We start from the raw sequence: 23046 nt of genomic DNA, 5'->3' as shown, positions 1-23046 counted from the left end.
CATTATCGCCAGGATGATTTCGCCGAACTGTGAGAGCGTGTAGCGCCAGATCCGATCCGTAAAACGGTGCTCAAGCCCATGAGCGCTCGCAGATGCATGAGGTAAACGCCGAAACCGGCGTGGCGAGGATCGCTCCCCGCCTCGCCGGTTTCCACCATCAACTACTTACTTCTTCGCGCTCTTGTTCGCAGCCGGCGTCGTTGCAGCGGCAGCCGGCGAGGTCGGAGCGAGCTTGTAGCCAACCACCTCGTTGTTTTCGCCGCGAACCGCATTCACCTGCACGCTGCCGCCGAAGTGCTCGGCGGCGCCGGGGAAGACGAAGTTCTGCTGTCCAGTCGGCGTGACGAGGCGGACGGTGTTGAGGGCCGACTCGGTGTTGCGCGGCGCCTTCGGAACCGGAGCGGGCTCGGGAGCCGGCGCCGGTGCAGGCGCGGGTGCAGGCGCGGGTGCCGGCGCGGGTGCCGGCGCGGGGGCGGGTTCCGGAGCTGGCGCAGGCGCCGGGGCGGGAACGGGTTCCGGAGCCGGAGCAGGCGTGGGTTCCGGAGCCGGAGCCGGAGCCGGAGCGGGCGCGGGTTCCGGGGTCGGCGTGCTGGTCGGAATCAAGCCGGCGACGCCGTTCGAGGCGCCCGGACGCGTCGCGTAGCTGCTGCTCGGCAGGACCGCCGAGGCGTTCACCGTCACCGGAGCCGGGGCCACCGCGTTGGGCAGCGTCAGCATCGAACGGATTTCCTGGGCGCTGTAGTAGCCGCTCGACAGGTAAATGTTGTCGCTCCAGACGGTCACGTAGCGCCCGTCCGCACCCGCCGCGATGCGTGGCTGATCGACGCCGCCGAGGCCGCCGAGCGACAGCGAGGTCGGAGCGCCGACCGGCAGGCCATTGGCGTCGTAGGTCTGCGCGAAGACGTCGTTGTCCTTGACGGTGGTGCCGCTGGTCACGGTCGGGTTGGTGTGCTCCCAGACGATCGTGAAGCCGCCGTTGGCGAGCGGGGCGACGCGGGCATAGAGGTTGTAGCCCGATTCGTCGACGGCGCGGTCCAGGACCTTGGCCTGGCCCTTCGAATCGAAGACCGAGTAGTAGACCTTGTAATCGCAGGTCCCGCAGGTGTTGACGCGCTGGGTCAGGACGATGTCGCCATTCGGCAGCGCGGTGACACCGTCGAGCCAGGTCGTCGGATAGCTCGATGGGATCACCGCCGGGGCCGGCGGGGCGAAGCCGCTCGCGAGTTGCGTTTCCGCACCGATCGGCGTGCCGTTGCGGTCATAGTGCTGCACGAAGATCTGACGCTGGTCCCAGCTCGCCCAGCTGGTCGAATACGTGTAGGTCTTCAGGCTGCGCATGTAGACGTGGGCGAAGCCGCCGTCGCCGTAGGGCACAAAGTATCCGGCGAACGCCGTACCCTGCGCCGTCGTCGCGGTTGCGGAACTGAAGGGAGCGAAGGGGGCTCCCAGCGGGTTGCCCGCGGCATCGTACAGGCGCACCTTCGTGATATTGGTGTTGTTGGTCCAACTCACGAGGAAGCCGCCGCCGGCCAAAGTCGTGACCGCACCGTTGTACTGGCCGTACGACTGATCGGGATCGACGCGGAACTCGTCCCCCACCGCCTGGCCGGCACTGTTGTAGCGCTTGCCGTAGATGCGGAACGGGAAGGTGCCGATCGCGCCCGAGGCCGGGCGGGAATCCTTGTAGCTCCATAGCACGACGAAGCCGCCATCCGCGAGACCCGTGACTGTCGGGTTCGCCTGATAGTTGGAGTATTGCGAGACCTGGAACGGCGCGGTGAGCGCCTGGCCGTTGGCGCTGAAGCGCCGTGCGTAGACGGTCGCGTAGTCGACGTTCCAGATGGTGCCGGAGGGGCCGTTCATTTCCATCCACACGACGACGTAGGAGCCATCGGCAAGGAAGGTGACGTTCGGCAGCCAGTCGCTACCGCCGGAATAGGAGACCGGGACGTAGGCGCTAACGACACCGCTGCCCGCAGCACGGCGCGTCACATTCACGACGCCGTTGTCGGCGGGATTGAGCGCATTCGCATGGACGTTCGAGAAACCGTTGTCGCCCGGCTCGATCAGGACTTCGTTGCCGGCGATGTCGATGCGCCCGCCCGCACTGCCGCTACTACTGCCGTCGGCGGTCACGGTCGCGAGGCGTGCGATGGTGGCCTTGCCGCCGGCATCGATGCCGATCGTGCCGCCGGTGGTGGCGCCTGCGCCGGAGGCATCGATGCGGCTGCCGTTGGAGACGGTGATGTCGCCCGCGGCGGCAAGGCGGATCGTCCCGGCCGGTCCTGCGCTGCCTGCCAGTCCGGGCGCGACGGTCGTAGTGCCGGCATGGACGATGGAGTCCGCAAACATGCCGACAGCGCCCTGCTCGGCTGCGATCGCGCCGTAGTGTTCGATTGAATTGGCGGCGCTGGTCGTCACCGTGAAGCGCATGCCGCCCGTGCTGTCATCGGTGACCTGCACCTGCGAGCCCGCAGCGAGGACAGTCTGGCCGACGGCGGTGCTGATCGTCGAACCGGCTTCGATCTTGAGCTGGCCGCCGGCGATGAGCCAGATCTGGCCGTTCGGGCCGCGGGCCGAGGTCAGCAGGGTCGCGCCCGACTGGACGGTGATGTTGCCGGTGCCGCCGCTGAAAAGGTAGTTGCCGGCGAGGAAGTCGCTGTCGGTGAGGTTCAGCGTCGAGGCGACGAGGCCGGGGAGATCGACGCGGGCGGTGCTGCCGAAGACGATGCCGTTCGGGTTGATCAGGAAGACGCGGCCGTTCGATTCCATGCGGCCGAAGATTTCCGACGGCGAGGCGCCGGCGACGCGGTTCAGCACTGCGCTGGTCGCGCCGTTCTGGTTGAAGGTGACGGACGCATCACCGCCGACCGAGAAGCTGTCCCAGCGGATGATCGTACCAGGGGCGTTGGTGACGACGAGGCTGGTGGCCCCGGGCTGCGTGAAGGTGGCGCCGCCGTTGGCGACGACGGGGTTCGTGGGCAGCGTACCTGCGGGCGGAGCGGCCAGCACGCCAAACGGAGCGGCGAATGCGAGGGCGACCAGGAGTGCGCCGAGCCGCGGAGCAGGTTGTCGAGTCGTAAACATTTTTTTGAGCCTCCCTGAACGAATGGCTACGTTTTGTCAGAACTGCAAAGACGCCTGTACGTGAATCTTCTGGTGCCCTCTTCCCGTTTCCGCGGTGCCGTCGAGCACTTGCGCCCAGTCGAGAAGCGCGGCGAAGCCGCTGCGGTTGTAGCGCCAGCCGAGTCCCCAGCTGGCAACGTTTTCGCCGCTGCTCTCGCCTGCCAGCGGGGAGAGGCGCGTCTCGCCGCCGCGGTCGGCGAAGACCGCGAAACGGCCCCAGTCGCCGAACTGGGGCGAGCTGAGCTCGCCGCCGATCCGCCAGCCGCGGTCGCCCGCGACCTCTCGCTCGTCGAAGCCGCGCACGGAGCGCGCGCCGCCGAGGCCGAACTGTTCGCCCGAGATCAGCGGATCGCTGGTGTATTGGCCTTCGCCCGAGACCTGGGCGACGACGCCCCAGGGCAGACGCGTCGCGATCCGCCCATTGACGCGCCACAGCGACCAGCGCGCGGTCGCACCGGAACGGCCCTCGCCGTAGGCCTGGTCGTCGTTGCCGCTGCCGCCCGGAAGGTTGTGCGCGTAACCGACGCTCGCGCCCCACTGGAAAGTCGGGCGTTGGTCGGAATAGGCATAGGTCACCGTCAGCGGCCGGCTCGCGACCTCGCCACCGAGGTCCGAACCCGAGAAATCGACGATGTTGCGATAGCGGCGGCGCTCGACGCCCACTTCCAGCGTCTCGCGGCGCGCCACCGTGCGTGTGATCGTGTGCTGATAGCGCACGCCGAGGCTCGAACCCTGCCCGGCGACGTCGAACGCATCGCTGATGCGGCCGGCGTCGACGTCGGAATAGCTGCCGGAAAAGATCAGCGCATCGCCGAGGCGCGCGAGCGGCCATAGGTAGCTTGCCGCGTACTGGTGCACCTTGTCGGCGTCTTCGGGCGACGTGATGTAGGTCAGCGAGGCGACGTCGCCGAAACCCGTGAGATCGGCGTCGGTCACTGAGAGGCCGACCCGCCAGTGACCGGTCTCGGCGGTGCCGGTGTTGTCGGTCGTGATGGCGAAGCTGACGGGGGCACTCTCCTCGACCGAGATGCGTGCATCCGCCGCCATGTCGCCGCGCGACAGGAATTCGATGCTGAGCTTGAGCGCGGGGTTGTCGTTCGCAAGCGCGAGCTGGCGGCTGATTTCGTCCATCGCCGGGCTTTCTTCCTCGACGAGCGAGGGCAGGCGTGCGCGGATGCGGGCGGCCGACAGCCTTTCGTTGCCTTCGATCCGGATCTCGCGCACCGGGATCTCGACGACCTGCAGACGGACGACGCCGTCGGTGCCGAATTCCTCGGGCAACCCGACTGCCACGAAGGGGCGGCCGACTTCCTGATAGGCCGCGACGATAGCCTGACGGGCCGCGAGCAAGTCCTGCACACTCTTCGCTTCGCCCAGGAAGGTCGCGAGCCGCAGCCGCAGCGTATCGCTGGCGACTAGCGTGTTCCCCCCGACCTGGATCTCCTGGATCGGGAAACGGGCGCCCTCTTCAACAGCCTCCCCCGGGGCCGCGTGGCACGCGACCGAGCCGGCTGCAAGCAAGGCGAGAGTGGTACAAAGCCTGGTACGCATTTTCTTCTTGGGTTCCGGCGGCCCGCTTGTAACGGGCTTGGGAACAAATCGTTACAACTGGACGATACGCCCGGTGCAACGTATGTCTTTTGCGTTGGATCAAGATTCAGATCGATTCACGCGAAATGCGTATGACAAGACCGCAAGCAGCCCGTCACTCGTCCTGCAGCATCTTCTTCAGGTATTCGGGCAAGCCCGACAGCACCAGCGTGTCGGACGCGCGGTCGTAATGGACTGCGCCCGAATGCAGGCTGCTGCGGTCGAATTCGAGCTTCCACTGCTCGCCGGCAGCGCGGAAGCGCACCAGCGGGCGGATCGCGCGGCGGTCCGGCACGAAGCCGCTCGCGAGCGGCGCCTCGCCGGCAGTCAAGACGGCATCCAGCCGCTCCGGTTGCTCGGGCCAGATCTTGCGTGCAACCTCGTCGATCGCGAGCGGCGAACCGCTCTCGCCCAGTTCGTCGAGATAGCCGTGCGCCCGTTCGAGCATCGCGTCGCGGGCAGGCGGGTCGAGGCGCTGCGTCTCGGCGAAGTCAGACAGGCGCTGCACAAGCTTCTTCGTCTCCTTCAGCGCGATCACGATGTCGCTGCAACCGAGGAAACGCTTGAACCATGGCGCGACGTCGCCGCGGCCCTTGAGGAAGCTGATGTAGCGCTCGTCGCCGCGCTGCCATCCGGAAAGGTCGATACGGCCCGCCGCCGGCAGCGCCGAAAAGTCGAGATGCAGGCAATCGATGACGTCGAAGGCGCCGGTCACGGCGCTGCCGACCGCCTCGCCGACCACGGCGACCCACAGGCAGTCCGAGCTGCCTTCCATGATGCGCGCGACCACGACGTAGCCCGAGATATCGGCGCCCTCCTCGTCGGCGCACAGACGCATCACGTCCATCATCCGCTTCGACAGCGCAGCGAAGTCGAGACCCTTGTCGACGACGTGCTCCCGCACGAGACGCGGCAGCGGGAAAGCTTCCTCGTCATCCTCGAAACGACCGTAGCCCTTGCTGCTGCGGTCCGCGAAATGACTGCACAAGCGCTCGACCATGCGCACCGCGGCATCGTCGACACGGCACGCGGCCTCGCGTAGTTCGGCGCTCGCCGGACTTTCGCCGGAACGGTGGAGCTTATGGACGACAAGATGCGTGATGGTGTGCTGGACCTGGCTCATGGAGACATCTCGGGCGGACGGGGGCGCGATTCTCGCACGCCGCGGCCCGCCCGGGAGACTAACCCTTCATTGCTCCCACCCGTTGAAGCGCGCCTCGGCCTCCTCGAAGAGCGCCTTGACCTTCTCGACGTCCCACGGCTGCTCGACCAGGGTTTCGTGCTCCCACAAACTCCGCGGCTCGGGCGGCGCGAAGAAGTCGCCGCCGTAGACGTGAATCGCGCAAGTCATCTTGCCGATCGGGTTGAGCACGGAATGGATCGCGTCGCGTTCGAGTGCCGTAACGTCGCCGACACCGAGCGATTTCGCGCCCACGGCCTCGATGCTGCCGCCCGCCCTGCGCCAGAACACGTTGTCTTCCCGCCCGGAATAGATCCCGACGACCGAGAACATCTGGTGGTTGTGCGGCATCAGGCTCATGCAGGGCGCCCACACGAAGTTGATGATTGTCAGATCCTTCGAGCGGTACAGCGCGTTGATGCCCGCGCGCCGGGGTTCCCCGAGCTCGGCCATGATCGCCCCGCCCTGCGAGACCACTTCCGCAACCAGCTCGCGGATGGCTCCCTGGCCGTCGGCGACGGCACCCACGCAATCGTGAATGAAACGTTCTTTGTCGAACATGATGGGCCGCTCCCATTGAATCCGCAGAGGCCTCCTGCTTCTTTTCTTAGGATAGACGGCAGACGCGCGCAAACACGTATACGGCGCCACACAAATTGACACTGCAAGAAATCGAGCGTGATTCATTCCCGCACTGCTGCGCTTCGAATCGGACTACGATATTCGGCGTATGAGGCTCGAACGTCGAACGACCCCGCGCTACCGGTATTGAAGGCTCCGAAGACTCTGCACAACACGCCGGGATTCGCCTTCGCTACTCAAAAAGAACAATCGACCTGCCGCCCCGCAGAGGTATTTTCGATGGACCAAATCGACGAATCGCCCGGCGCGCAAATTGCCCGCCTGACCGCGCAGCTGTCGACCAGCCGCTCACTCGAACAACGCGCGCGCGAACTGCTTGATGCCGCACCCGACGCCATCGTCGTCGTCGACCAGGCCGGCCAGATCGTGCTGGTCAATGCGCAGACCGAAAAGCTCTTCGGTTATACGCGCGCCGAACTCATCGGCGAGTCGATCGAGGTGCTCGTCCCGCAAAACCTGCGCGCCGCCCACGTCGGCAAGCGCAGCCAGTTCTCCGACACTCCGTCGGTGCGCCCGATGGGTACCGGGCTGGACCTCAGCGGCCAGCGCAAGGACGGGACCCAGGTGCCGGTCGAGATCAGCCTCAGTCCGCTGCACACGAGCAGCGGCGTCCTCATTTCGGCCGCGATCCGCGACACCACCGAACGCCGCCTCGCGCAGGAAGCCTTGCGCCAGGCCCACGACGAGCTCGAACGGCGCGTCAGCGAGCGCACCGCCGAGCTGGAGCAGGCCAATCGCGCACTGCAATCCGAAATCGAGGACCGCGCCGCGGCCGAGCGCGCCCTGCACCAGGCGCAGAAAATGGAAGCGGTCGGCCAGCTCACGGGCGGCATCGCACACGACTTCAACAACCTGCTGACCGTGGTAATGGGCAACCTGCAACTGCTCGCCCGCCGCGTGCAGAGCGACCCACTCGCGAACGACCTGATCAAGAGCGCGCTGAACGCGGCGTGGCGCGGCGCCGAGCTCAACCGTCGACTGCTGGCCTTCTCGCGCAAGCAACGACTGGCGCCGATCGCGCTGGACCTCAACGACATGATCGGCGGCATGACGACGCTGCTGCGGCGCAGCCTCGGCGAACAGATCCGGATCAACGTGCACATCACCCCGGACCTTCCGCCTGCCCTCGCCGACGTCACGCAGCTCGAATCGGCGCTGCTCAACCTCGCCGTCAATTCACGCGACGCCATGCCCGATGGCGGCACGCTGACGATCGAAACCGCCGCCGTGAACCTCGACGAGCACTACGCAGCGCTTGAATGCGACGTGAAACCCGGCTCGTACGTGATGCTCGCGGTGTCCGACACCGGCAGCGGGATGTCGCCGGAAGTGGTCCAGAAGGCTTTCGAGCCCTTCTTCACGACCAAGGAAACCGGCAAGGGCACCGGCCTCGGGCTCGCGATGGTGTATGGCTTCGTCAAGCAATCCGGCGGCCACGTAAAGATCTACAGCGAGCCAGGCACCGGCACGACCGTCAAGCTCTTCCTGCCGATCATCGCGCGGCCGGCCCCCGTCGAGGAAGCCCCCGCCGAAGCCGAACAGCGTCCGGAGGCCACCGGCACTGAAACCATCCTCGTCGTCGAGGACGAGGATGACGTCCGCGAACTCGTCTGCCGCCTGCTGGGGGCGCTGGGCTATCGCATCCTGCAAGCGTCCGAAGGCAAAGCCGCGCTCGAAATCCTCGAACAGGAGCCCGGCATCGCCTTGCTCTTCACCGACGTCGTGCTGCCCGGCGGCATGAACGGCCCCGAGATCGCCCGCCGCGCGCAACTACTGCGCCCGCACCTGAAACTGCTGTACACGTCCGGCTACACCGGCAACGCACTGCAGCAGCTCGAAGCGCTGGAGGGACCGTTCAAGATGATCAGCAAGCCCTACGTGATCGACGACCTCGCCCAGATCGTGCGCGGGGTTCTTGACACCTGAGCGACAACTGGGCGGCGCTCAGGGCATCACTTCGACGTACTCGTAGATCTCGCAGTCGGAGATCTCGCGCCGCACGGGGATCGACGCCTTCGCGTACCACGCGTGCGGGTCGCGGCGGTCGATCTCGGCGCCCATGAACTTCACCAGCTCGCAGATCGGCTCGACGACCTGCTCGCGGTAGGGCGCGTCGTCCATCACGTAGCCGACGTAGAGGTTCTTCATGCAGTTGCGACGGCAGAAGGACAAGGCCTCGCAGCCGTCGCAAGGCATCTCGGGCGCGGGCTGCAGCGGACTCGGTTTGAGCCAGTTCGCGTTCAGGTCGCCGCTCTGCAGCTCCGGCAGATGCGTCAGATCCGGACACGGGAAGATGCGCCCGTCGGGCAGGATGTTCAGGATGTGCGTCGACGAGCGGCACTGCGTGTGCCCGCTGCAGGCTTCGCGCGCCCGCGACGGCAGCACCTTGTTGCGCACCGTGCCCATCAACGGGATGAAGGGATAGAGGCCATCGACGGCGAAGAACTTGTCGATCAGCTGCGTCAGCGCCGCCTTCTTGCGCCGCATGTTCTCCGCGTCGTAGAAGCCCTCGGCCTGCGCGAACTGCCAGTACACGTAGTCGAAAGTCGGCAGCAGGCTGTCGAGCTCCTCGAAGCTGATGTCCTCGTGGCCCCAGGTCACGCGCGCAGTCAGCTTGCCGCCCAGCTTCGGCCGGATCTTCTCGATGTTCGAGGTCACCTTGCGATACACCCCGCGACCGCGGTAGTGATCCGTCGTATGTTCGGCGCCATCCACCGACACCAGCACGTTCGACAGCTTCGCCAGCACTGCATCGGGCAGCCGGTGCAGCAGCGTGCCGTTGGTCTGCAGCTGGTAACGCCAGGTCGGGTGGCGCTCCATCAACCCGACAATGAAGGGAATGTTCAGCGTCGGCTCACCGCCGTAAAAGGTGACGTAGATCTCCTTGTCCGCGAGATGCGTCGCGACGAAGGTGTCGAGCGTGTCGAGCGAGTACTCGGCCTTGCCCTGCGAGCCGACGACGTCGCCGACCGCGATCGAGCAATAGGAGCACTTCAGGTTACAGGTGAGCGTCGTGAAGATGTTCAATTCGACGCGATTGCCGACGATCGGCGAACGCAATTCCGGCGCATTCATGGTGTGCGGTAGCTGATCCCGAGTGGATTGACCCTAAATTGGGTGCGGGATTATAGCGGAACGGGAAGCCGAAGGCCGCGAGCGCCTGCCCGCCGGGAGGCAGGCTCCGGCACGCCACCCCGGACAAACCCGCCTCGACTTAGCTCAAGCGCTCAGCCAGATGCCGCCGCACCGAGATCGCGCTACCGAGCCAGCCCAGAAACGCCGCAAAACCCAGGATCGCAGCCGCTTCACGCAGCCCAGGGCCTGTCAGTGCGAACACTGCGCCGTAGGTCTCGGCAAGACTCGCCACCGGCCCACCCAAGGCCTCGACCGTCGCCCACACCGTGGTCAGCGCCACGCAACCGCCGAGCAGCCCCTGCAGGCTGCCGAACCAGTAAAACGGCCGACGAATGAAGGGATCGGTCGCCCCGAGCAGCCGGCTCACATCGATCTCATGGCGCTGGGTCAGGATCTGTAGACGGATCGTATTGAACGTCACGATCACCAGCGCGAAGCCCAACAGCCCCGCCAGCAGCAGCACCGCAAGCCGCCCGAGCCCCAGCAGCGCGTGCAGACGCTTCACCCAGGCCGAATCGAGCTGCACATGCGCAACCCCCGGCCAGGCCGCGAAGCGCGCGCTCAGCGTGTCATACACCGACGGATCCTCGCCGCGCGGGGTCACGATGAAGGCGTCCGGCAAGGGGTTCGCCGTCAATCCGCCGAGCACGTCGCCCAGACCGTTGCGTTCAAGCTGATGCAGCGCCTCGTCCTTCGCCACATAGCGGTAGCCCGCGATCTGCGCATCGCCGCGCAGATGCTTCTCGGCGGCTGCGACGTCGGATGCGGAAGCATCCTGCGCCATGAATACGCTGATCTCCGGCGTCCCCGACACTCCCCGCGCGAGCGAAGCCACGTTGTCGAGCAACAGATAACCGGCGGCGGGCAACGACAGCGCAATCCCCACGACCAGCGCCGACAGCAGCGTGCCGAGCGGTTGCGCGGTCAGACGCCGCAATGCCTGCATCAGCGCGCGGCCGTGCAAATAGAACCAATGATTCATGCCGCAGCCTCTCCCAACAGCATCCCCTTGCCCAACACCAGGCGCCGCGGTGCGTGCTGCGCAAAGAGCCGCTCGTCGTGGGTCGACACCAACACGGTGACGCCGGCGGAATTGAAGGACTTGAAGAGATTCGCGATCTCGTTTGCGTAGGCCGTGTCGAGGTGCGCGGTCGGCTCGTCGGCGATCAGGATCGACGGCTTGTTGACGATCGCCCGCGCGATCGCGACCCGCTGTTGCTCGCCGCCGGAGAGCCCCGCCGGCATCTCGCGTTCACGACCGGCAAGCCCGACGCGCTCCAGCGCCGCCGCAACGCGCTTGGCCGCATCGCGCGGCGGATGGCCGGTGATCACCAGCGGCAGCATCACGTTGTCGAACACCTTACGGTCGTACAGCAGCCGATGCTCCTGCAGCACGAGCCCGAGGTTGCGCCGCAGGTAGGGAATTGCACGCGGACGCAGGCCGGAGATGTCCTGCCCGTTGATCTTCACTGCCCCGGTGGTCGGCCGCTCGATCGCCGCGATCAGCTTCAGCAGCGTGCTCTTGCCTGCCCCCGAATGGCCCGACAGCACCGCCAACTCGCCGTGGCGGATCTCGAAGCTCACGCCCCCGAGCGCCGTATAGCCGCCCGGGTAGCGCTTCACCACATTCTCGAAGACGATCATGCCGCAGCGCCCGCTCCCGCGACCGGTTCGAACAGCGCGTCGACGAATTCCTTCACGTGGAAGGGCTGCAAGTCGTCGATCCCTTCGCCGACGCCGATAAAGCGCAGCGGACGCGGATACTGACGGGCGATCGCCGCGACGACGCCGCCCTTCGCCGTGCCGTCGAGCTTGGTCACGACCAGGCCCGTCACACCAATCGCGGCATCAAAGGCCTTCACCTGCGCCAGCGCGTTCTGGCCGATATTCGCGTCGAGCACGAGCAGCACCTCGTGCGGCCCGCTCGGCTCGGCCTTCGCGATCACGCGGCGCACCTTCGCGATCTCTTCCATCAGGTGCAGTTGCGTCGGCAGGCGCCCGGCGGTATCCGCCAGTACGACGTTGATGCCGCGTGCCTTCGCGGCGTTGATCGCGTCGAAGATCACCGCCGCCGAATCGCCGCCGTCCTGCGCGATCACCGTGACGTTGTTGCGCTCGCCCCAGGTCATCAACTGCTCGCGCGCCGCGGCGCGGAACGTATCGCCCGCCGCCAGCAGCACGCTCTTGCCCTGTGACTGGAAGTACTTCGCGAGCTTGCCGATCGAGGTCGTCTTGCCCGAGCCGTTCACGCCCGCGATCATGATGATGTAGGGCGAGTGCGTCGACACGTCGAGCGGCTGCTCGAGCGGCGCAAGAATCGCCAGCAGCTCCTCGGCGAGCGCCTTCTGCAACTGGTCGGCGGTCTCGAGCTTGTCGCGCTTCCAGCGCCTGCGCAGTTCGGTGAGCAGATGCTCGGTCGCCTCGACGCCGCAATCGGCCATCAGAAGCGTCGTTTCGAGCTCCTCGAGCAGGTCCTCGTCGATCTTGCGCAGACCGAAAAGGTTGGCGAGCCCGCCGCCGATCTGCTGGCGCGTGCGGCTCAGCCCGGCCTTCAGGCGCTCGGCCCAGGAACGCTTGACGGCCGGCTCGGCAGTCGATTCCTGGACAGGAGCGGGCGCGGGAGCCGACACGGGCGCGGGCGTCGCCTCGGGGGCCGACGGGGCTGCGGGGGCCGCCGGATCGGGCTTTGCGGATTTCTTCAGGAAACCAAACATGGATATTCGGGTCTGTTGTGACGTTTTGAACTTCAGGCGGCGCCGATATCCCAATAACGCTAAGATGCGGCTGCACGTTGAACGCGGCGCGCCCGAAAAACAGGCCGTCGCAAGCCGCGAATTCTACCAGATGCAGGACATCTCCATGTTTCGCCACATCTTTCCCCGCACCACCATGCTGGCCGCGGCACTCGCCCTCGCGGCAGGCCCGCTGCACGCCAATCCGTTCGAGACCACGCTTCCGAACGGCATGAAAGTCATCGTCAAGGAAGACCGTCGCGCGCCGTCCGTCGTCCACATGGTGTGGTACGGCGCCGGCTCGATGGACGAGGCCGCGGGCGTCTCGGGCGTCGCGCACATCCTCGAACACATGATGTTCAAGGGTACCGACAAGGTCGGCCCCGGTGAATTCAACAAGCGCGTGGCCGCCATTGGCGGGCGCGACAACGCTTTCACCGGGCAGGACTACACGGCCTACTTCCAGCAGGTGCCGTCCTCGCGCCTCGGCGACGTCATGGCGCTGGAAGCCGACCGCATGGCGCATCTGAAGATCACCGACAAGGAGTTCAAGCCCGAGCTCGAGGTCGTCAAGGAAGAACGGCGCCTGCGGACCGACGACGAACCGCGCTCGCTCGTTAATGAGCAGCTGATGGCGACGGCCTTCGAGGCCCACCCCTACCACCGCCCCGTCATCGGCTGGATGACGGACCTCGACACCACGGGGGCCGAAGACGCCCGGCGCTGGTACCGCACCTGGTACGTGCCCAACAACGCGCGCCTCGTCGTCGTCGGCGACGTCGACCACCGCCAGGTGTTCGAGATGGCGCGCAAGCACTACGGCCCGGCCAAGGCCCGCCCGCTGCCCGAGCGGCGCATCACCACCGAGCCCGAACAACAGGGCATGCGCTCGGTGGTCGTGCGCGCGCCCGCCGAGCTGCCCTACCTGGAACTCGCGTGGAAAGCGCCCACGATGCGCGACCCCGAGCAGGATCGCGACGTCTATGCGCTGAAGGTGCTCGCCGCCGTGCTCGACGGCTACGAAGGCGCCCGTCTCAATCGCCGCCTCGTGCGCGAGAACCGCGTCGCCGTGTCGGCCGGCGCCGGCTACGACGGCAGCGGCCGCGGCCCGCAGCTCTTCACGCTCGACGGCTCCCCCGCCCCCGGCAAGACCGTCGCGGACCTCGAAACGGCCCTGCGCGCGGAAATCAAGCGCATCCAGGACGAAGGCATCGCGGAGGACGAGCTGCGCCGCGTCAAAACGCAGACCGTCGCCGGCCAGGTCTACAAGCGCGACTCGCTGATGGGCCAGGCGATGGAAATCGGCTTCCTTGAATCGACGGGCCTCTCGTGGCGCGACGACGACAAACTCCTCGAAGGCGTCCGCCGCGTGACCGCCGAGGAGGTGCAGGCCGTCGCACGCAAGTACTTCAGCGACGACACCCTCACCCGCGCCCAGCTCGACCCGCTGCCCATCGCCGACGCCAAACCCCATGCCCACAAGCCCGGAATGCGGCACTGACATGCGAATGGATACCATGATCCGTCACCTGAACCGTAGCTTCGTCGCGCTCGCCGCAGTGGCCGCGCTCCTGTCCCCGCTCGCGAGCACCAGCGCCGCCGCGGCCGGCCCCGACATCAAGCACTGGACCGCCCCCAACGGCGCGCGCGTGTACTACGTCGAAAGCCACGCCCTACCCCTCGTCGACATCCAGGTCGGCTTCCCCGCGGGCAGCGCCCTCGATCCGGAAGGCAGCGCCGGCCTGGCGAGCCTCACCCACGGCATGCTCGACGCCGGCAGTGAAGGCCTCGACGAGCAGCAGATTGCCGAACGCATCGCCGACACCGGCGCCCGCATCGGCGGCGGCGCGGATACCGACCAGGCCAGCCTGTCGATCCGGACCCTGTCGAGCGAAACCGAGCGCAATGGCGCGATCGACCTCGCCGCGCGTCTGCTCGCGAAGCCGACCTTCCCGGCGGAGGTGCTGGAACGAGAACGCGAACGCGCCATCGCCGAGCTGCGCGACGCGCTCACCCGCCCCGAGACCCTCGCCGCGCGCCGCTTCATGAGCGCGATCTACGGCTCGCATCCGTATGGCCGAATCACGACGGTCGAATCGCTGCAAAGCATCACGCGCGACCAGCTCGTGCAGTTCCACCGCAGCTACTACACGGCCAATACGGCCGTCGTCTCGATCGTCGGCGATGTCACGCGCGAGCAGGCCGACGACATTGCCCGCCGCCTGACGGCCGACCTGCCCGCCGGCACCGCCAGCCCCACGCTGCCCGCGCCGCAGCAGCCCGCCGCGAGCGTCGAGCGCATCGCCCACCCCTCGGCCCAGGCCCACATCCTGATCGGCCTGCCCGGCATGAGCCGCGACGATCCGGACTACTTCCCGCTGCTCGTCGGCAACTACGTGCTCGGCGGCGGCGGCTTCGTGTCGCGGCTGACGAAGGAAGTGCGCGAAAAGCGCGGCTTCGCCTACAGCGTGTACAGCTACTTCATGCCGCAGCGCGTCGCCGGCCCGTTCCAGATCGGACTGCAGACGCGCGGCAGCCAGTCCGAGGAAGCGCTGCGGGTGACGCGAGCCGTCGTCGACGACTTCATCGCGAAAGGTCCCACCGCCGCCGAGATCAAGGCCGCCCGCGACAACATCGTCAACGGATTCGGCCTGCGCCTCGACTCCAACCGCAAGATCCTCGACCACGTCGCGATGATCGGCTTCTACCAGCTGCCGCTCGACTGGCTCGAAACCTATCCCAAGCGCGTCGAGGCCGTCACGCCCGAAGCCGTGCGCGATGCCTTCGCGCGGCGCGTCCATGACGCCAACCTCGTCACGGTGATCGCTGGAGGCGACGGCGACAGCGGTGGCGGCGGCGGAAGCGCCCCGGCCGCGGCGAATCCGAAGAAGGCGGGACACATCAAGTGAGCCGCGTGCGCATCGTCGGCGGTCACTGGCGCTCGCGCCTGATCGACGTCGCCCACGTCCCCGGCCTGCGCCCCACGCCCGACCGCGTGCGCGAGACGCTGTTCAACTGGCTGGGGCAGGACCTCACGGGAATGACCTGCCTCGATCTCTTCGGCGGCACCGGCATCCTCGGCTTCGAAGCCGCCTCGCGTGGCGCTGATCGCGTCGTGATCGTCGAATCCGATGCACGGGCGCACGCCGCGCTGCGTCAATCGGTCACGGCGCTCAACGCCACGCAGGTAGAGGTCATCCGCGGCGATGCGTTAAGATTCGTCCAGACTGCCACCGAGCGATTCGACGTGGTGTTCCTCGATCCGCCCTACCACAAGGGCTGGCTCGAGCGGCTGGAACCCTGGCTGGATCGGCTGCTGAAGCCGGACGGCTGGCTTTACGCCGAAGCGGAAACGGCGATCGGCGGACTGGCCGGATTGAGCACAATCAAGGCAGGACACGCCGGTCTGGTGCATTTTCATCTCTTGCAAGGGGAGCAGGAATGAAGGAAGGGGTAGCGGTTTATCCGGGTACCTTCGACCCATTCACGCGGGGACACGAGGATCTGGTTCGCCGGGCGTCGCTGCTGTTCGACAAGGTCATCGTCGCCGTGGCCGAAAGCCGCGGCAAGAGCCCGATCTTCACGCTCGAGGAGCGCGTGGAGATCGCGCGCGAAATCGTGACTCCGTTCGGGAACGTCGAAGTGACCGGATTCGACGGTCTGCTAATGGATTTCCTGCGCGCGCGCAACGCACGCCTTATACTGCGCGGTCTGCGGGCGGTTTCCGACTTCGAATACGAATTCCAGCTCGCAGGAATGAACCGGAAGCTCTTCCCCGACGTCGAAACAGTGTTCCTGACGCCGGCGGACGAATATATGTTCATCTCCGCCACGATGGTGCGCGAAATCGCCCGCATGGGGGGCGATGTCAGCAAATTCGTGCAGCCGGCGGTCTACGAACGCCTGCTGCAGAAGTCTCTGTGAAACGTGTATTACGAGGAATTGAAAGATGGCTTTGATGATTACGGACGAATGCATCAACTGCGATGTGTGCGAGCCGGAATGCCCCAACGGTGCAATCTCCCAAGGGGATGAGATTTACCAGATCGACCCGAACAAGTGCACCGAATGCGTCGGCCACTTCGATGAACCGCAATGCCAGCAGGTCTGCCCGGTGGACTGTATCCCGATGAACCCGGATGTCGTCGAGACCAAGGACCAGCTGATGGAGAAGTTCCACCGCCTGACGGCGGCCAAGGCCTGATCGCCTTCCCACGCGGGAACAAGCCTGAAGAGAAAATGGCGGACTACGGTCCGCCTTTCTTTTTGCCCTCTTGCCCGCTACCCGTCACGCAGCGCGGTCACGCACCGCCTCGGCCTCGTCTCCCACAGCGTCGCCGCCGCCCAACACCGCACGGATCGATGCTTCCAGCCCCGCCAGCTCATCGAGCTGCGTGAGCATCGCCGACTCGGCCTGCTGCAACTCACCGACGCGCTCTTCCAGCGTATCGGTCGCCTGGTGGATGCGCTTGACGCTCTCCAGCCGCCGCTTCAGCTGCAACTGGTATTCGCGCACCTGGGTTTCCAGCGGCGACATGACCGCGCGCAGCCACTGCTCGACATCGCGGTTCGCCATCTCGAAGGTGCGGCGAGCCTCGACCGCCACGGTCTCGAAGAACTTCTGCGTCAGCGCATGCTTTTCGGTCGTCACGAGCGAGAGCGCCGAATTGACCTGCCGGTTGAAGGCATTCTCGAGACGGTCGAGTTCGCGCTCGTAGCGCAGCGTCGAGAAGGCCTCGGGTGTCGTCAGCTTCAGGCCGTGCTCGACGCTGAAACGCTTGTACATGCTGTCGAGCATGGTGGTGATTTCGGTGATCTCGTCGCCGGAACGGGCCAGATTGTCGCGCAGGTGCTCGAAGAAGCTCTCCATCGCCTGGCGCAGGCCCTTCGTGAAGGTCGACTCCAGCATCGCCTCGCGCGTGCGCCGCGTCTCGTTGCGCAGCGCGTCCATGCCGAGGTGTGCGAGCAGACTGTTGGTTAGCGTCGAGAACACGCTTCGCACCGCGTAGTACTTCTGCAGCCCCTGCTCGAACTCGCTCTTCTCGTTGCGGATCTTGCGCATCATGTATTCGATGACGCTCTGGTTCTTGCCGCGCAGGTCCGTGAGTTCCTGCAGCTGCTCGCGCAGGCCGGTGAGCCGCGCCTCGAGCAGTTCGCGCGTCTGCGCGATGATGTCGTCGGTCTCGGCGAGCGTGCTATCGCTGACGATCTCCTGCTTGGTGGGCAGCAAGTCCTGGGTCAGCGCCTTTTCGAGCTCCGCGACACGGCTGCGCGCGACCAGCCCCGCGTCGCCGCTGATCCGTCCGACGAGCCCCTTCTGCGCCGACACGGGAAACACCGACCAGGTCGGAATCTCCAGCGTCTCGGACACGGTCGCGATCTGGCGCGTGATTTCGGCCTCGATCTGAGCGTCGTCCCGCAATCCGTCCCACAGCCCGTCGATCTTGTTCAGCACCACGAGGCGGCCGGTCTTGCGCTGCCGGCCGGCCTGCACGTACTCGCGCCAGACCGTCAGGTCGCTCTGCGTCACGCCCGTATCGGCCGCCAGCACGAACAGTACCGCATGCGCGTTCGGCAACAACGAGAGCGTCAGTTCGGGCTCGGCACCGATCGCGTTGAGCCCTGGCGTGTCGAGCACGACCAACCCCTGCTCGAGCAGGGGATGCGGAAACTGGATCACCGCGTGGCGCCAGCACGGGATCTCGACCGTGCCGTCGGCGGCGGGTTTGAGCCCATTCTCGCCCTTATCGTCGACGTCGAAGCCGAAGCGCACGGCGTCGTTCTTGGCGACACGCTCGGTCTCGCCGACGCGCGCGAACGCCTGTTGCAGGCTCTCGAGCGAATTCGCGTCGAGCGGCAGCACCGTCCACTCTTCCAAGTATTGCTTCAGTTCGCTGACGCTGGCGTGCGTCGCGCGCGTGCGGATCGGCAGCAGCCGGATTTCGGCGCGCGCGCCGTCATTCCACTGCAGCTCGGTAGGGCACATCGTCGTGCGCCCCGCACTCGACGGCAGCACCCGGTCGCCGTAATCGGCGAAGAAGATGGCATTGATGAGCTCGGACTTGCCGCGCGAGAACTCGGCGACGAAGGCCACGGTGAGCTTGTCGTCACGCAAACGATCGAGCACGTACTGCAGGCGCAGATCGCCCTGCACGTCGCCCACTTCGTTGCGCACGAGCCACTGCCGCAAACGCCCGACGGCCGACGACGCACTCGCGCGCCATTCGCTGTAAGCCGAGAACTGGTCCAGAAGAGTCATGAGCATCTCCGCCCGCATCCGGCCCATCCAGACGCGACGATAGGTAACGTCGCCAGCATAACCCCGAATACACCTGCCTCCAATCCGTGTTCAACGCAGTTCGACCAGCGGCAGCGCGGCGGCGATGAACGCTAGTGGTCTGCTTCGTTCAGCGGCGCTGGCACTTCGGGCAGAAGAAGGTCGAGCGCTGGCCGACGACCGCCTTGACGACAGGGGTGCCGCAAACCCGGCACGCGAGTGCATCGCGCCCATAGACGAAGTAGTCCTGCTGGAAATAGCCCTTGCGCCCGTCGCCGCCGACGAAGTCCCGCAGCGTGCTGCCGCCGGCCGCAATCGCCAGTTGCAGCGTCTCGCGCACGGCGTCGACGAGGCGAGCAATCCGCCGCGGACCGACTTCCCCCGCCGGCACCAGGGGATGGATGCGCGCCCGGAAGAGGCTTTCAGACGCGTAGATGTTGCCGACGCCCACCACCCGGCGGCCGTCCATCAGCGCCAGCTTGATCGGCGCCCGCAATCCCTTGAACTCCCGCGACAGCCACGTGCCGGTGAATTCATCTTCCAGCGGCTCGATGCCCAGTCCCGCCAGCATGGGATGCGCCAGCCCCTCCCCCGGCTGCCACACGACGAGCCCGAAGCGGCGCGGATCGCGCAGCCGCAGCGCCACGTCGCCGAACACGAGGTCGACATGATCGTGCGTCCCGGGCGGCAGTGCCGGGTCGACCACGCGCAGACTGCCCGACATGCCCAGATGCACGATCACGCTGCCGCTGGAAAAATCCAGCAACAGATATTTGGCCCGGCGGCGCACACCGAGCAGCCGCTCCCCCTCCGCCCGCTCGCCCAAGTCGGGTGGCACCGGCACGCGCAGGCGGCCGTTGCGCACGCGCACTGCGGTGAGCACACGGTCGCTGATCGCCGGGCGGATGCCGCGGCAGGTGGTTTCGACTTCGGGCAATTCGGGCATTCGGATCAGCTCACGTTTGTTACAGGACAATGCCATCGACGCGCGAATGTGGCGACGCGCTTGCCCCGGCGTCGTGAAACTGCATAACATGGAGCGAACGCAATCGATTTCAGGCCTTCTAACGGATGACCGTCCGCGCAGTGAGGCGAACCCTGCACGCAGGCGAACCAGGCGGACTTGAAACTACGCGCCAATCCCTACCGGCCAACACACATGAATCGTACCTTTTCCAAGCTCGCCCTGAGCATCGGCCTTGTCGTCGCAACAAGCCTGCAGGCTTTCGCCGCACCGCCCGCCAAGCCCTCGAAACACGGACCTGCCGCCGCACCTGCCCGCGCCCCCGCTGCAGCGCCGGCCGCGGCGCCCACGGCTGCACCTGCTCCCGAAACCGGAGCCACCCCAGCCGAAGACGGACTGACGGCGCGCGTCCTCTACACCTTCCTGCTGGCTGAAATCGCCGGCGCACGCGGCCAGGTCGAAATCGCGGCCCAGGCCTACGCGGATCTCGCCGAGCGCACGCGCGACCCGAGGATTGCGCGCCGCGCGGTCGAGGTCGCACTGTTCGCGCGCAACATGCAGGCCGCCACCACTGCCGCCCGGATCTGGGCCGACACCGAACCCGACTCCGACGAAGCCCAGCGGGTGCTCGCCAGCCTGATGGCGGGGGGCGACGCCCAGATCGAACAGGTCGAGGCTCAACTGGCCCGCGTGCTCGCGCGCTCGCCCGACCACGTCGACAATCACCTGATGGGCCTGAACCGCGCCTTTTCGCGGATCTCGGACAAACAGGCGGTACGCGGCGTGATCGTCCGGCTCACCGAGCCCTACACCGATCACCCCGAAGCCCATTTCGCCCGCGCCATCGCCGCGATCACGGCGGCAGACGCGAACGGCGCGATTGCGGCCATCGACGTCGCGCTGCGCCAGCGCCCGGACTGGGAACCCGCCGTGCTGTTCAAGGCGCAGATCCTGTCGCAGTCGGGCGCGATGCAGGACGCCGTCAAGCTCGTCAAGGACTACGCCGACCGTCACCCCGACAGCCGCAGCGCGCGGCTCGCGTACGCCCGCGCACTGGTCTCGCAACGCGACTTCGATGCCGCGCGCAAGGAATTCCGCACGCTGCTCGCCGCCACGCCGGACGATACCGACCTGATGTACGCGATCGGACTGCTGTCCGCCCAACTGGAAGACTACGACGACGCCGTCACGTTGCTCGAACGCGCACTCGCCGGCGGCCACAGCGAGGCGAACGGCATCCGCCTCAACCTCGGGCAGATTGCCGAGCGGCGCGACGACCTCGAGCGCGCCATGCGCTGGTACGGCTCGGTCGAGCCGGGGCGGCACTACGTCGAAGCACAACTGCGCGTCGCCGCCACGCTCGCCCGCCAAGGCAAGCTGCAGGAGGCGCGCGAGCGCCTGCGCGCGGTGAAGGCCGACGACGACGACCGCAAGCGCCTGCTGCTCGCCGAAGCGCAGCTGCTGCGCAACGCGGGCCAGGTCGAAAACGCCTTCCAAGTGCTCGACGACGCGCTGGCTGCCACCCCCTCGGACAGCGACCTGCTGTACGAGTCGTCGATGCTCGCGGAATCGCTCGGCAAGCTCGACTTGATGGAGGACCGGTTGCGCAAGCTGATCTCGCTCTACCCCGACCACGCCCACGCCTACAACGCGCTCGGCTACTCGCTCGCCGACCGCGGTATCCGACTCGACGAAGCGCAGGCGCTGATCTCGCACGCGCTCGAATTGACGCCGAACGACCCGTTCATCCTCGACTCGATGGGCTGGGTGCAGTTCCGCCGCAGCGACCTCGACGGAGCCCTGAACAACCTCGAACGCGCCTACGGGATGCGTCAGGACCCGGAAATCGCCGCCCACCTCGGCGAAGTCCTGTGGTCCATGGAACGCCGGGGCGATGCATCGCGCGTGTGGGACGAAGCCTTGAAGGCCAACCCCGACAATGCCGCGCTGAAGGAAGTCGTCCAGCGGCTGCGCGGCAAATGAGGCGCCGCCTGCTACGCCGGGCGACGAGTGTCGCGCTCGTCGCGCTGACGCTGTCGGGCTGCGCCGTCACGCCGCAGGCACCCCAGGTCGCCGCCGTGCCGCGCAAGAGCGTATCCACGTTCGAACTCGACGGGCGCCTCGCCGCGAGCGACGGCCAACGCGCCGCCAACGGCACCGTCAGCTGGACCCACTCGCCGCGCTCCGACACCTGGACCGTCTACAGCCCGCTCGGCCAGGTCGTCGCCCAGCTCGTCAGCACGGGCAGCGGCGCGACGCTGCTCACCGCCGACGGCCGCATGCGCCAGGCCGCCGACGCCAATACGATCCTGCCCGAGATGCTCGGCGTCTCGGCCCCGCTCGACGGCTTGGCCGACTGGGTCCAGGCTGCCCCGCGCCGCGGTGCCCGCGTGATCACGCTCGACGAAGCCGGCCGCCCTGCGCGCATCTCCGATGACGGATGGATCATCGATTACCCCGAATACGCCGACACTTCGGCCGAATCACCGCCCCGCCGCATCGACGCCGCCTGGGGCGACACCCGCATCCGCCTGATCATCGACCAATGGACGCCACGCCCCTGACCCGCCTCGACAACTGCCCCGCCCCGGCCAAGCTCAACCTCTTCCTGCACGTCGTCGGCCGCCGCGCCGACGGCTACCACCTGCTGCAGTCCGCTTTCCGCCTGCTCGATTGGTCCGACACGCTGTCCTTCGCCCTGCGCGAGGACGGCCTCGTGCGGCGCGTGACCGACGTGCCGGGCGTGCCGGAAGAACAGGACCTCGTCGTGCGCGCCGCCCGGCTGCTGCAGCAAGCGACCGGCACCCGCTTCGGCGCCGACATCGCGATCGAGAAAGTACTGCCGATGGGCGGCGGGCTCGGCGGCGGCAGCTCGGATGCGGCCACGGTGCTGATCGCACTCAACCGCCTATGGAAGACCGGGCTCGACCGCGAAGCGCTCGCGCAGCTCGGCCTCAGGCTCGGCGCCGACGTCCCCTTCTTCATTTTTGGCCGCGACGCCTTCGTCGAAGGCATCGGCGAAAAGATGCAGCCGATCGAGCTGCCGCCGGCCTGGTACGTCATCGTCGCGCCCCCCGTCACCGTCCCAACTGCTGAAATTTTTTCGTCGAAGGAGTTGACGCGAAATTCGGAACCCGTCAATATTGCGGTCTTCGCAGCAAGCGCAACACGGAACGATCTGCAGGCAGTAGCATGTAGCTTGTACCCCGAAGTTGGCGCAGCAATCGATTGGCTGGCGCAGTTTGCGCCCACACGAATGACCGGGTCTGGCGCTTGTGTGTTCGCCGAGGTTGGCAGCGAGATGGAAGCGGACGAGATCGTAAAGTCCTGCCCGGGAAGCTTCAGGGCATGGAAAGCGGAGAGTCTGGCGCAACATCCGTTGAACAGCTGGATCGATTGA

The 23046-nt window shown here is 66.8% G+C and carries 19 protein-coding genes; 9 read left to right on the top strand and 10 right to left on the bottom strand.

The genetic code is table 11. From position 1 onward, the window contains the following. Positions 1 to 165: 165 nt before the first annotated feature. From AZKH_RS26130 to AZKH_RS03490, 4 genes are all read right to left on the bottom strand, one after another. Positions 166 to 3087, bottom strand: coding sequence for a filamentous hemagglutinin N-terminal domain-containing protein (locus AZKH_RS26130; RefSeq protein WP_015434361.1), 2922 nt, complete (start codon positions 3085 to 3087; stop codon positions 166 to 168). A gap of 36 nt (positions 3088 to 3123) precedes the next feature. After that, positions 3124 to 4677, bottom strand: coding sequence for a ShlB/FhaC/HecB family hemolysin secretion/activation protein (locus AZKH_RS03500; protein ID WP_015434360.1), 1554 nt, complete (start codon positions 4675 to 4677; stop codon positions 3124 to 3126). Between the two features lie 154 nt (positions 4678 to 4831). Next, positions 4832 to 5839 carry a nucleoid-associated protein gene (locus tag AZKH_RS03495; protein WP_015434359.1) on the bottom strand — a complete coding sequence of 336 codons (1008 nt, stop codon included), beginning with the start codon at positions 5837 to 5839 and terminating at the stop codon, positions 4832 to 4834. 66 nt (positions 5840 to 5905) lie between these two features. After that, a complete protein-coding gene (locus AZKH_RS03490; protein ID WP_015434358.1) occupies positions 5906 to 6457 on the bottom strand; it encodes a hypothetical protein in 552 nt (183 codons plus the stop codon). Positions 6458 to 6757: 300 nt separating this feature from the next. Here AZKH_RS03490 and AZKH_RS03485 point away from each other — a divergent pair, with 300 nt between their 5' ends. Next, positions 6758 to 8464, top strand: a complete 1707-nt coding sequence (locus tag AZKH_RS03485) for a PAS domain-containing hybrid sensor histidine kinase/response regulator (RefSeq protein ID WP_015434357.1) — start codon at positions 6758 to 6760, stop codon at positions 8462 to 8464. An 18-nt stretch (positions 8465 to 8482) separates the two neighbouring features. Here AZKH_RS03485 and AZKH_RS03480 read toward each other — a convergent pair whose 3' ends face one another. The 4 genes from AZKH_RS03480 to ftsY all read right to left on the bottom strand — a co-directional run bounded on the left by AZKH_RS03480 (position 8483) and on the right by ftsY (position 12387). Further along, a complete protein-coding gene (locus AZKH_RS03480) occupies positions 8483 to 9613 on the bottom strand; it encodes a radical SAM protein (protein ID WP_015434356.1) in 1131 nt (376 codons plus the stop codon). A gap of 139 nt (positions 9614 to 9752) precedes the next feature. Beyond that, complete coding sequence (ftsX, locus tag AZKH_RS03475; RefSeq protein ID WP_015434355.1) at positions 9753 to 10655, bottom strand: permease-like cell division protein FtsX; 903 nt, start codon at positions 10653 to 10655, stop codon at positions 9753 to 9755. Then, positions 10652 to 11317, bottom strand: a complete 666-nt coding sequence (locus tag AZKH_RS03470; RefSeq protein WP_015434354.1) for a cell division ATP-binding protein FtsE — start codon at positions 11315 to 11317, stop codon at positions 10652 to 10654. The genes ftsX and AZKH_RS03470 overlap by 4 nt, the downstream gene beginning before the upstream one ends. Next, a complete protein-coding gene (ftsY, locus tag AZKH_RS03465; RefSeq protein ID WP_015434353.1) occupies positions 11314 to 12387 on the bottom strand; it encodes a signal recognition particle-docking protein FtsY in 1074 nt (357 codons plus the stop codon). Before ftsY ends, AZKH_RS03470 begins: the two co-directional genes overlap by 4 nt. Positions 12388 to 12532: 145 nt before the next feature. Between ftsY and AZKH_RS03460 the strand changes: the two genes are divergently transcribed. Genes AZKH_RS03460 through AZKH_RS03440 form a run of 5 tightly spaced genes read left to right on the top strand, consistent with a single transcriptional unit; the run spans position 12533 to position 16609 of the window. Continuing rightward, positions 12533 to 13906: a pitrilysin family protein gene (locus AZKH_RS03460; protein ID WP_041656784.1), complete on the top strand. Its 1374-nt coding sequence runs from the start codon at positions 12533 to 12535 to the stop codon at positions 13904 to 13906. 1 nt (position 13907) lies between these two features. Then, positions 13908 to 15314, top strand: coding sequence for a pitrilysin family protein (locus AZKH_RS03455; protein WP_015434351.1), 1407 nt, complete (start codon positions 13908 to 13910; stop codon positions 15312 to 15314). Further along, positions 15311 to 15850, top strand: coding sequence for a 16S rRNA (guanine(966)-N(2))-methyltransferase RsmD (gene rsmD, locus AZKH_RS03450; RefSeq protein WP_015434350.1), 540 nt, complete (start codon positions 15311 to 15313; stop codon positions 15848 to 15850). Before AZKH_RS03455 ends, rsmD begins: the two co-directional genes overlap by 4 nt. Continuing rightward, a complete protein-coding gene (gene coaD / locus AZKH_RS03445) occupies positions 15847 to 16329 on the top strand; it encodes a pantetheine-phosphate adenylyltransferase (RefSeq protein WP_015434349.1) in 483 nt (160 codons plus the stop codon). Before rsmD ends, coaD begins: the two co-directional genes overlap by 4 nt. Before the next feature lie 25 nt (positions 16330 to 16354). After that, complete coding sequence (locus AZKH_RS03440; RefSeq protein ID WP_015434348.1) at positions 16355 to 16609, top strand: YfhL family 4Fe-4S dicluster ferredoxin; 255 nt, start codon at positions 16355 to 16357, stop codon at positions 16607 to 16609. A gap of 84 nt (positions 16610 to 16693) precedes the next feature. On the opposite strand, the gene AZKH_RS03435 is transcribed toward AZKH_RS03440, so the two are convergent. Both AZKH_RS03435 and mutM read right to left on the bottom strand, forming a co-directional pair. Further along, a complete protein-coding gene (locus AZKH_RS03435; RefSeq protein WP_041656782.1) occupies positions 16694 to 18664 on the bottom strand; it encodes a dynamin family protein in 1971 nt (656 codons plus the stop codon). A gap of 148 nt (positions 18665 to 18812) precedes the next feature. Further along, the gene (mutM, locus tag AZKH_RS03430) at positions 18813 to 19628 is read right to left on the bottom strand and encodes a bifunctional DNA-formamidopyrimidine glycosylase/DNA-(apurinic or apyrimidinic site) lyase (RefSeq protein ID WP_015434346.1); all 816 of its coding nucleotides are present in this window, start codon (positions 19626 to 19628) and stop codon (positions 18813 to 18815) included. A 213-nt stretch (positions 19629 to 19841) separates the two neighbouring features. On the opposite strand from mutM, the gene AZKH_RS03425 reads away from it, so the two are divergent. Genes AZKH_RS03425 through ispE form a run of 3 tightly spaced genes read left to right on the top strand, consistent with a single transcriptional unit; the run spans position 19842 to position 23046 of the window. Next, the gene (locus AZKH_RS03425; protein WP_051071636.1) at positions 19842 to 21629 is read left to right on the top strand and encodes a lipopolysaccharide assembly protein LapB; all 1788 of its coding nucleotides are present in this window, start codon (positions 19842 to 19844) and stop codon (positions 21627 to 21629) included. Further along, entirely contained in the window at positions 21626 to 22210 is a 585-nt protein-coding gene (gene lolB / locus AZKH_RS03420; protein ID WP_015434344.1) for a lipoprotein insertase outer membrane protein LolB, read from the top strand. The genes AZKH_RS03425 and lolB overlap by 4 nt, the downstream gene beginning before the upstream one ends. Further along, the gene (gene ispE / locus AZKH_RS03415) at positions 22192 to 23046 is read left to right on the top strand and encodes a 4-(cytidine 5'-diphospho)-2-C-methyl-D-erythritol kinase (RefSeq protein WP_015434343.1); all 855 of its coding nucleotides are present in this window, start codon (positions 22192 to 22194) and stop codon (positions 23044 to 23046) included. Before lolB ends, ispE begins: the two co-directional genes overlap by 19 nt.

Origin of the sequence: Azoarcus sp. KH32C (genome assembly GCF_000349945.1) — a bacterium.
In the GTDB taxonomy this organism is placed as follows: Bacteria; Pseudomonadota; Gammaproteobacteria; order Burkholderiales; family Rhodocyclaceae; genus Aromatoleum.
This window is presented reverse-complemented; position numbering and strand designations above follow the sequence as displayed.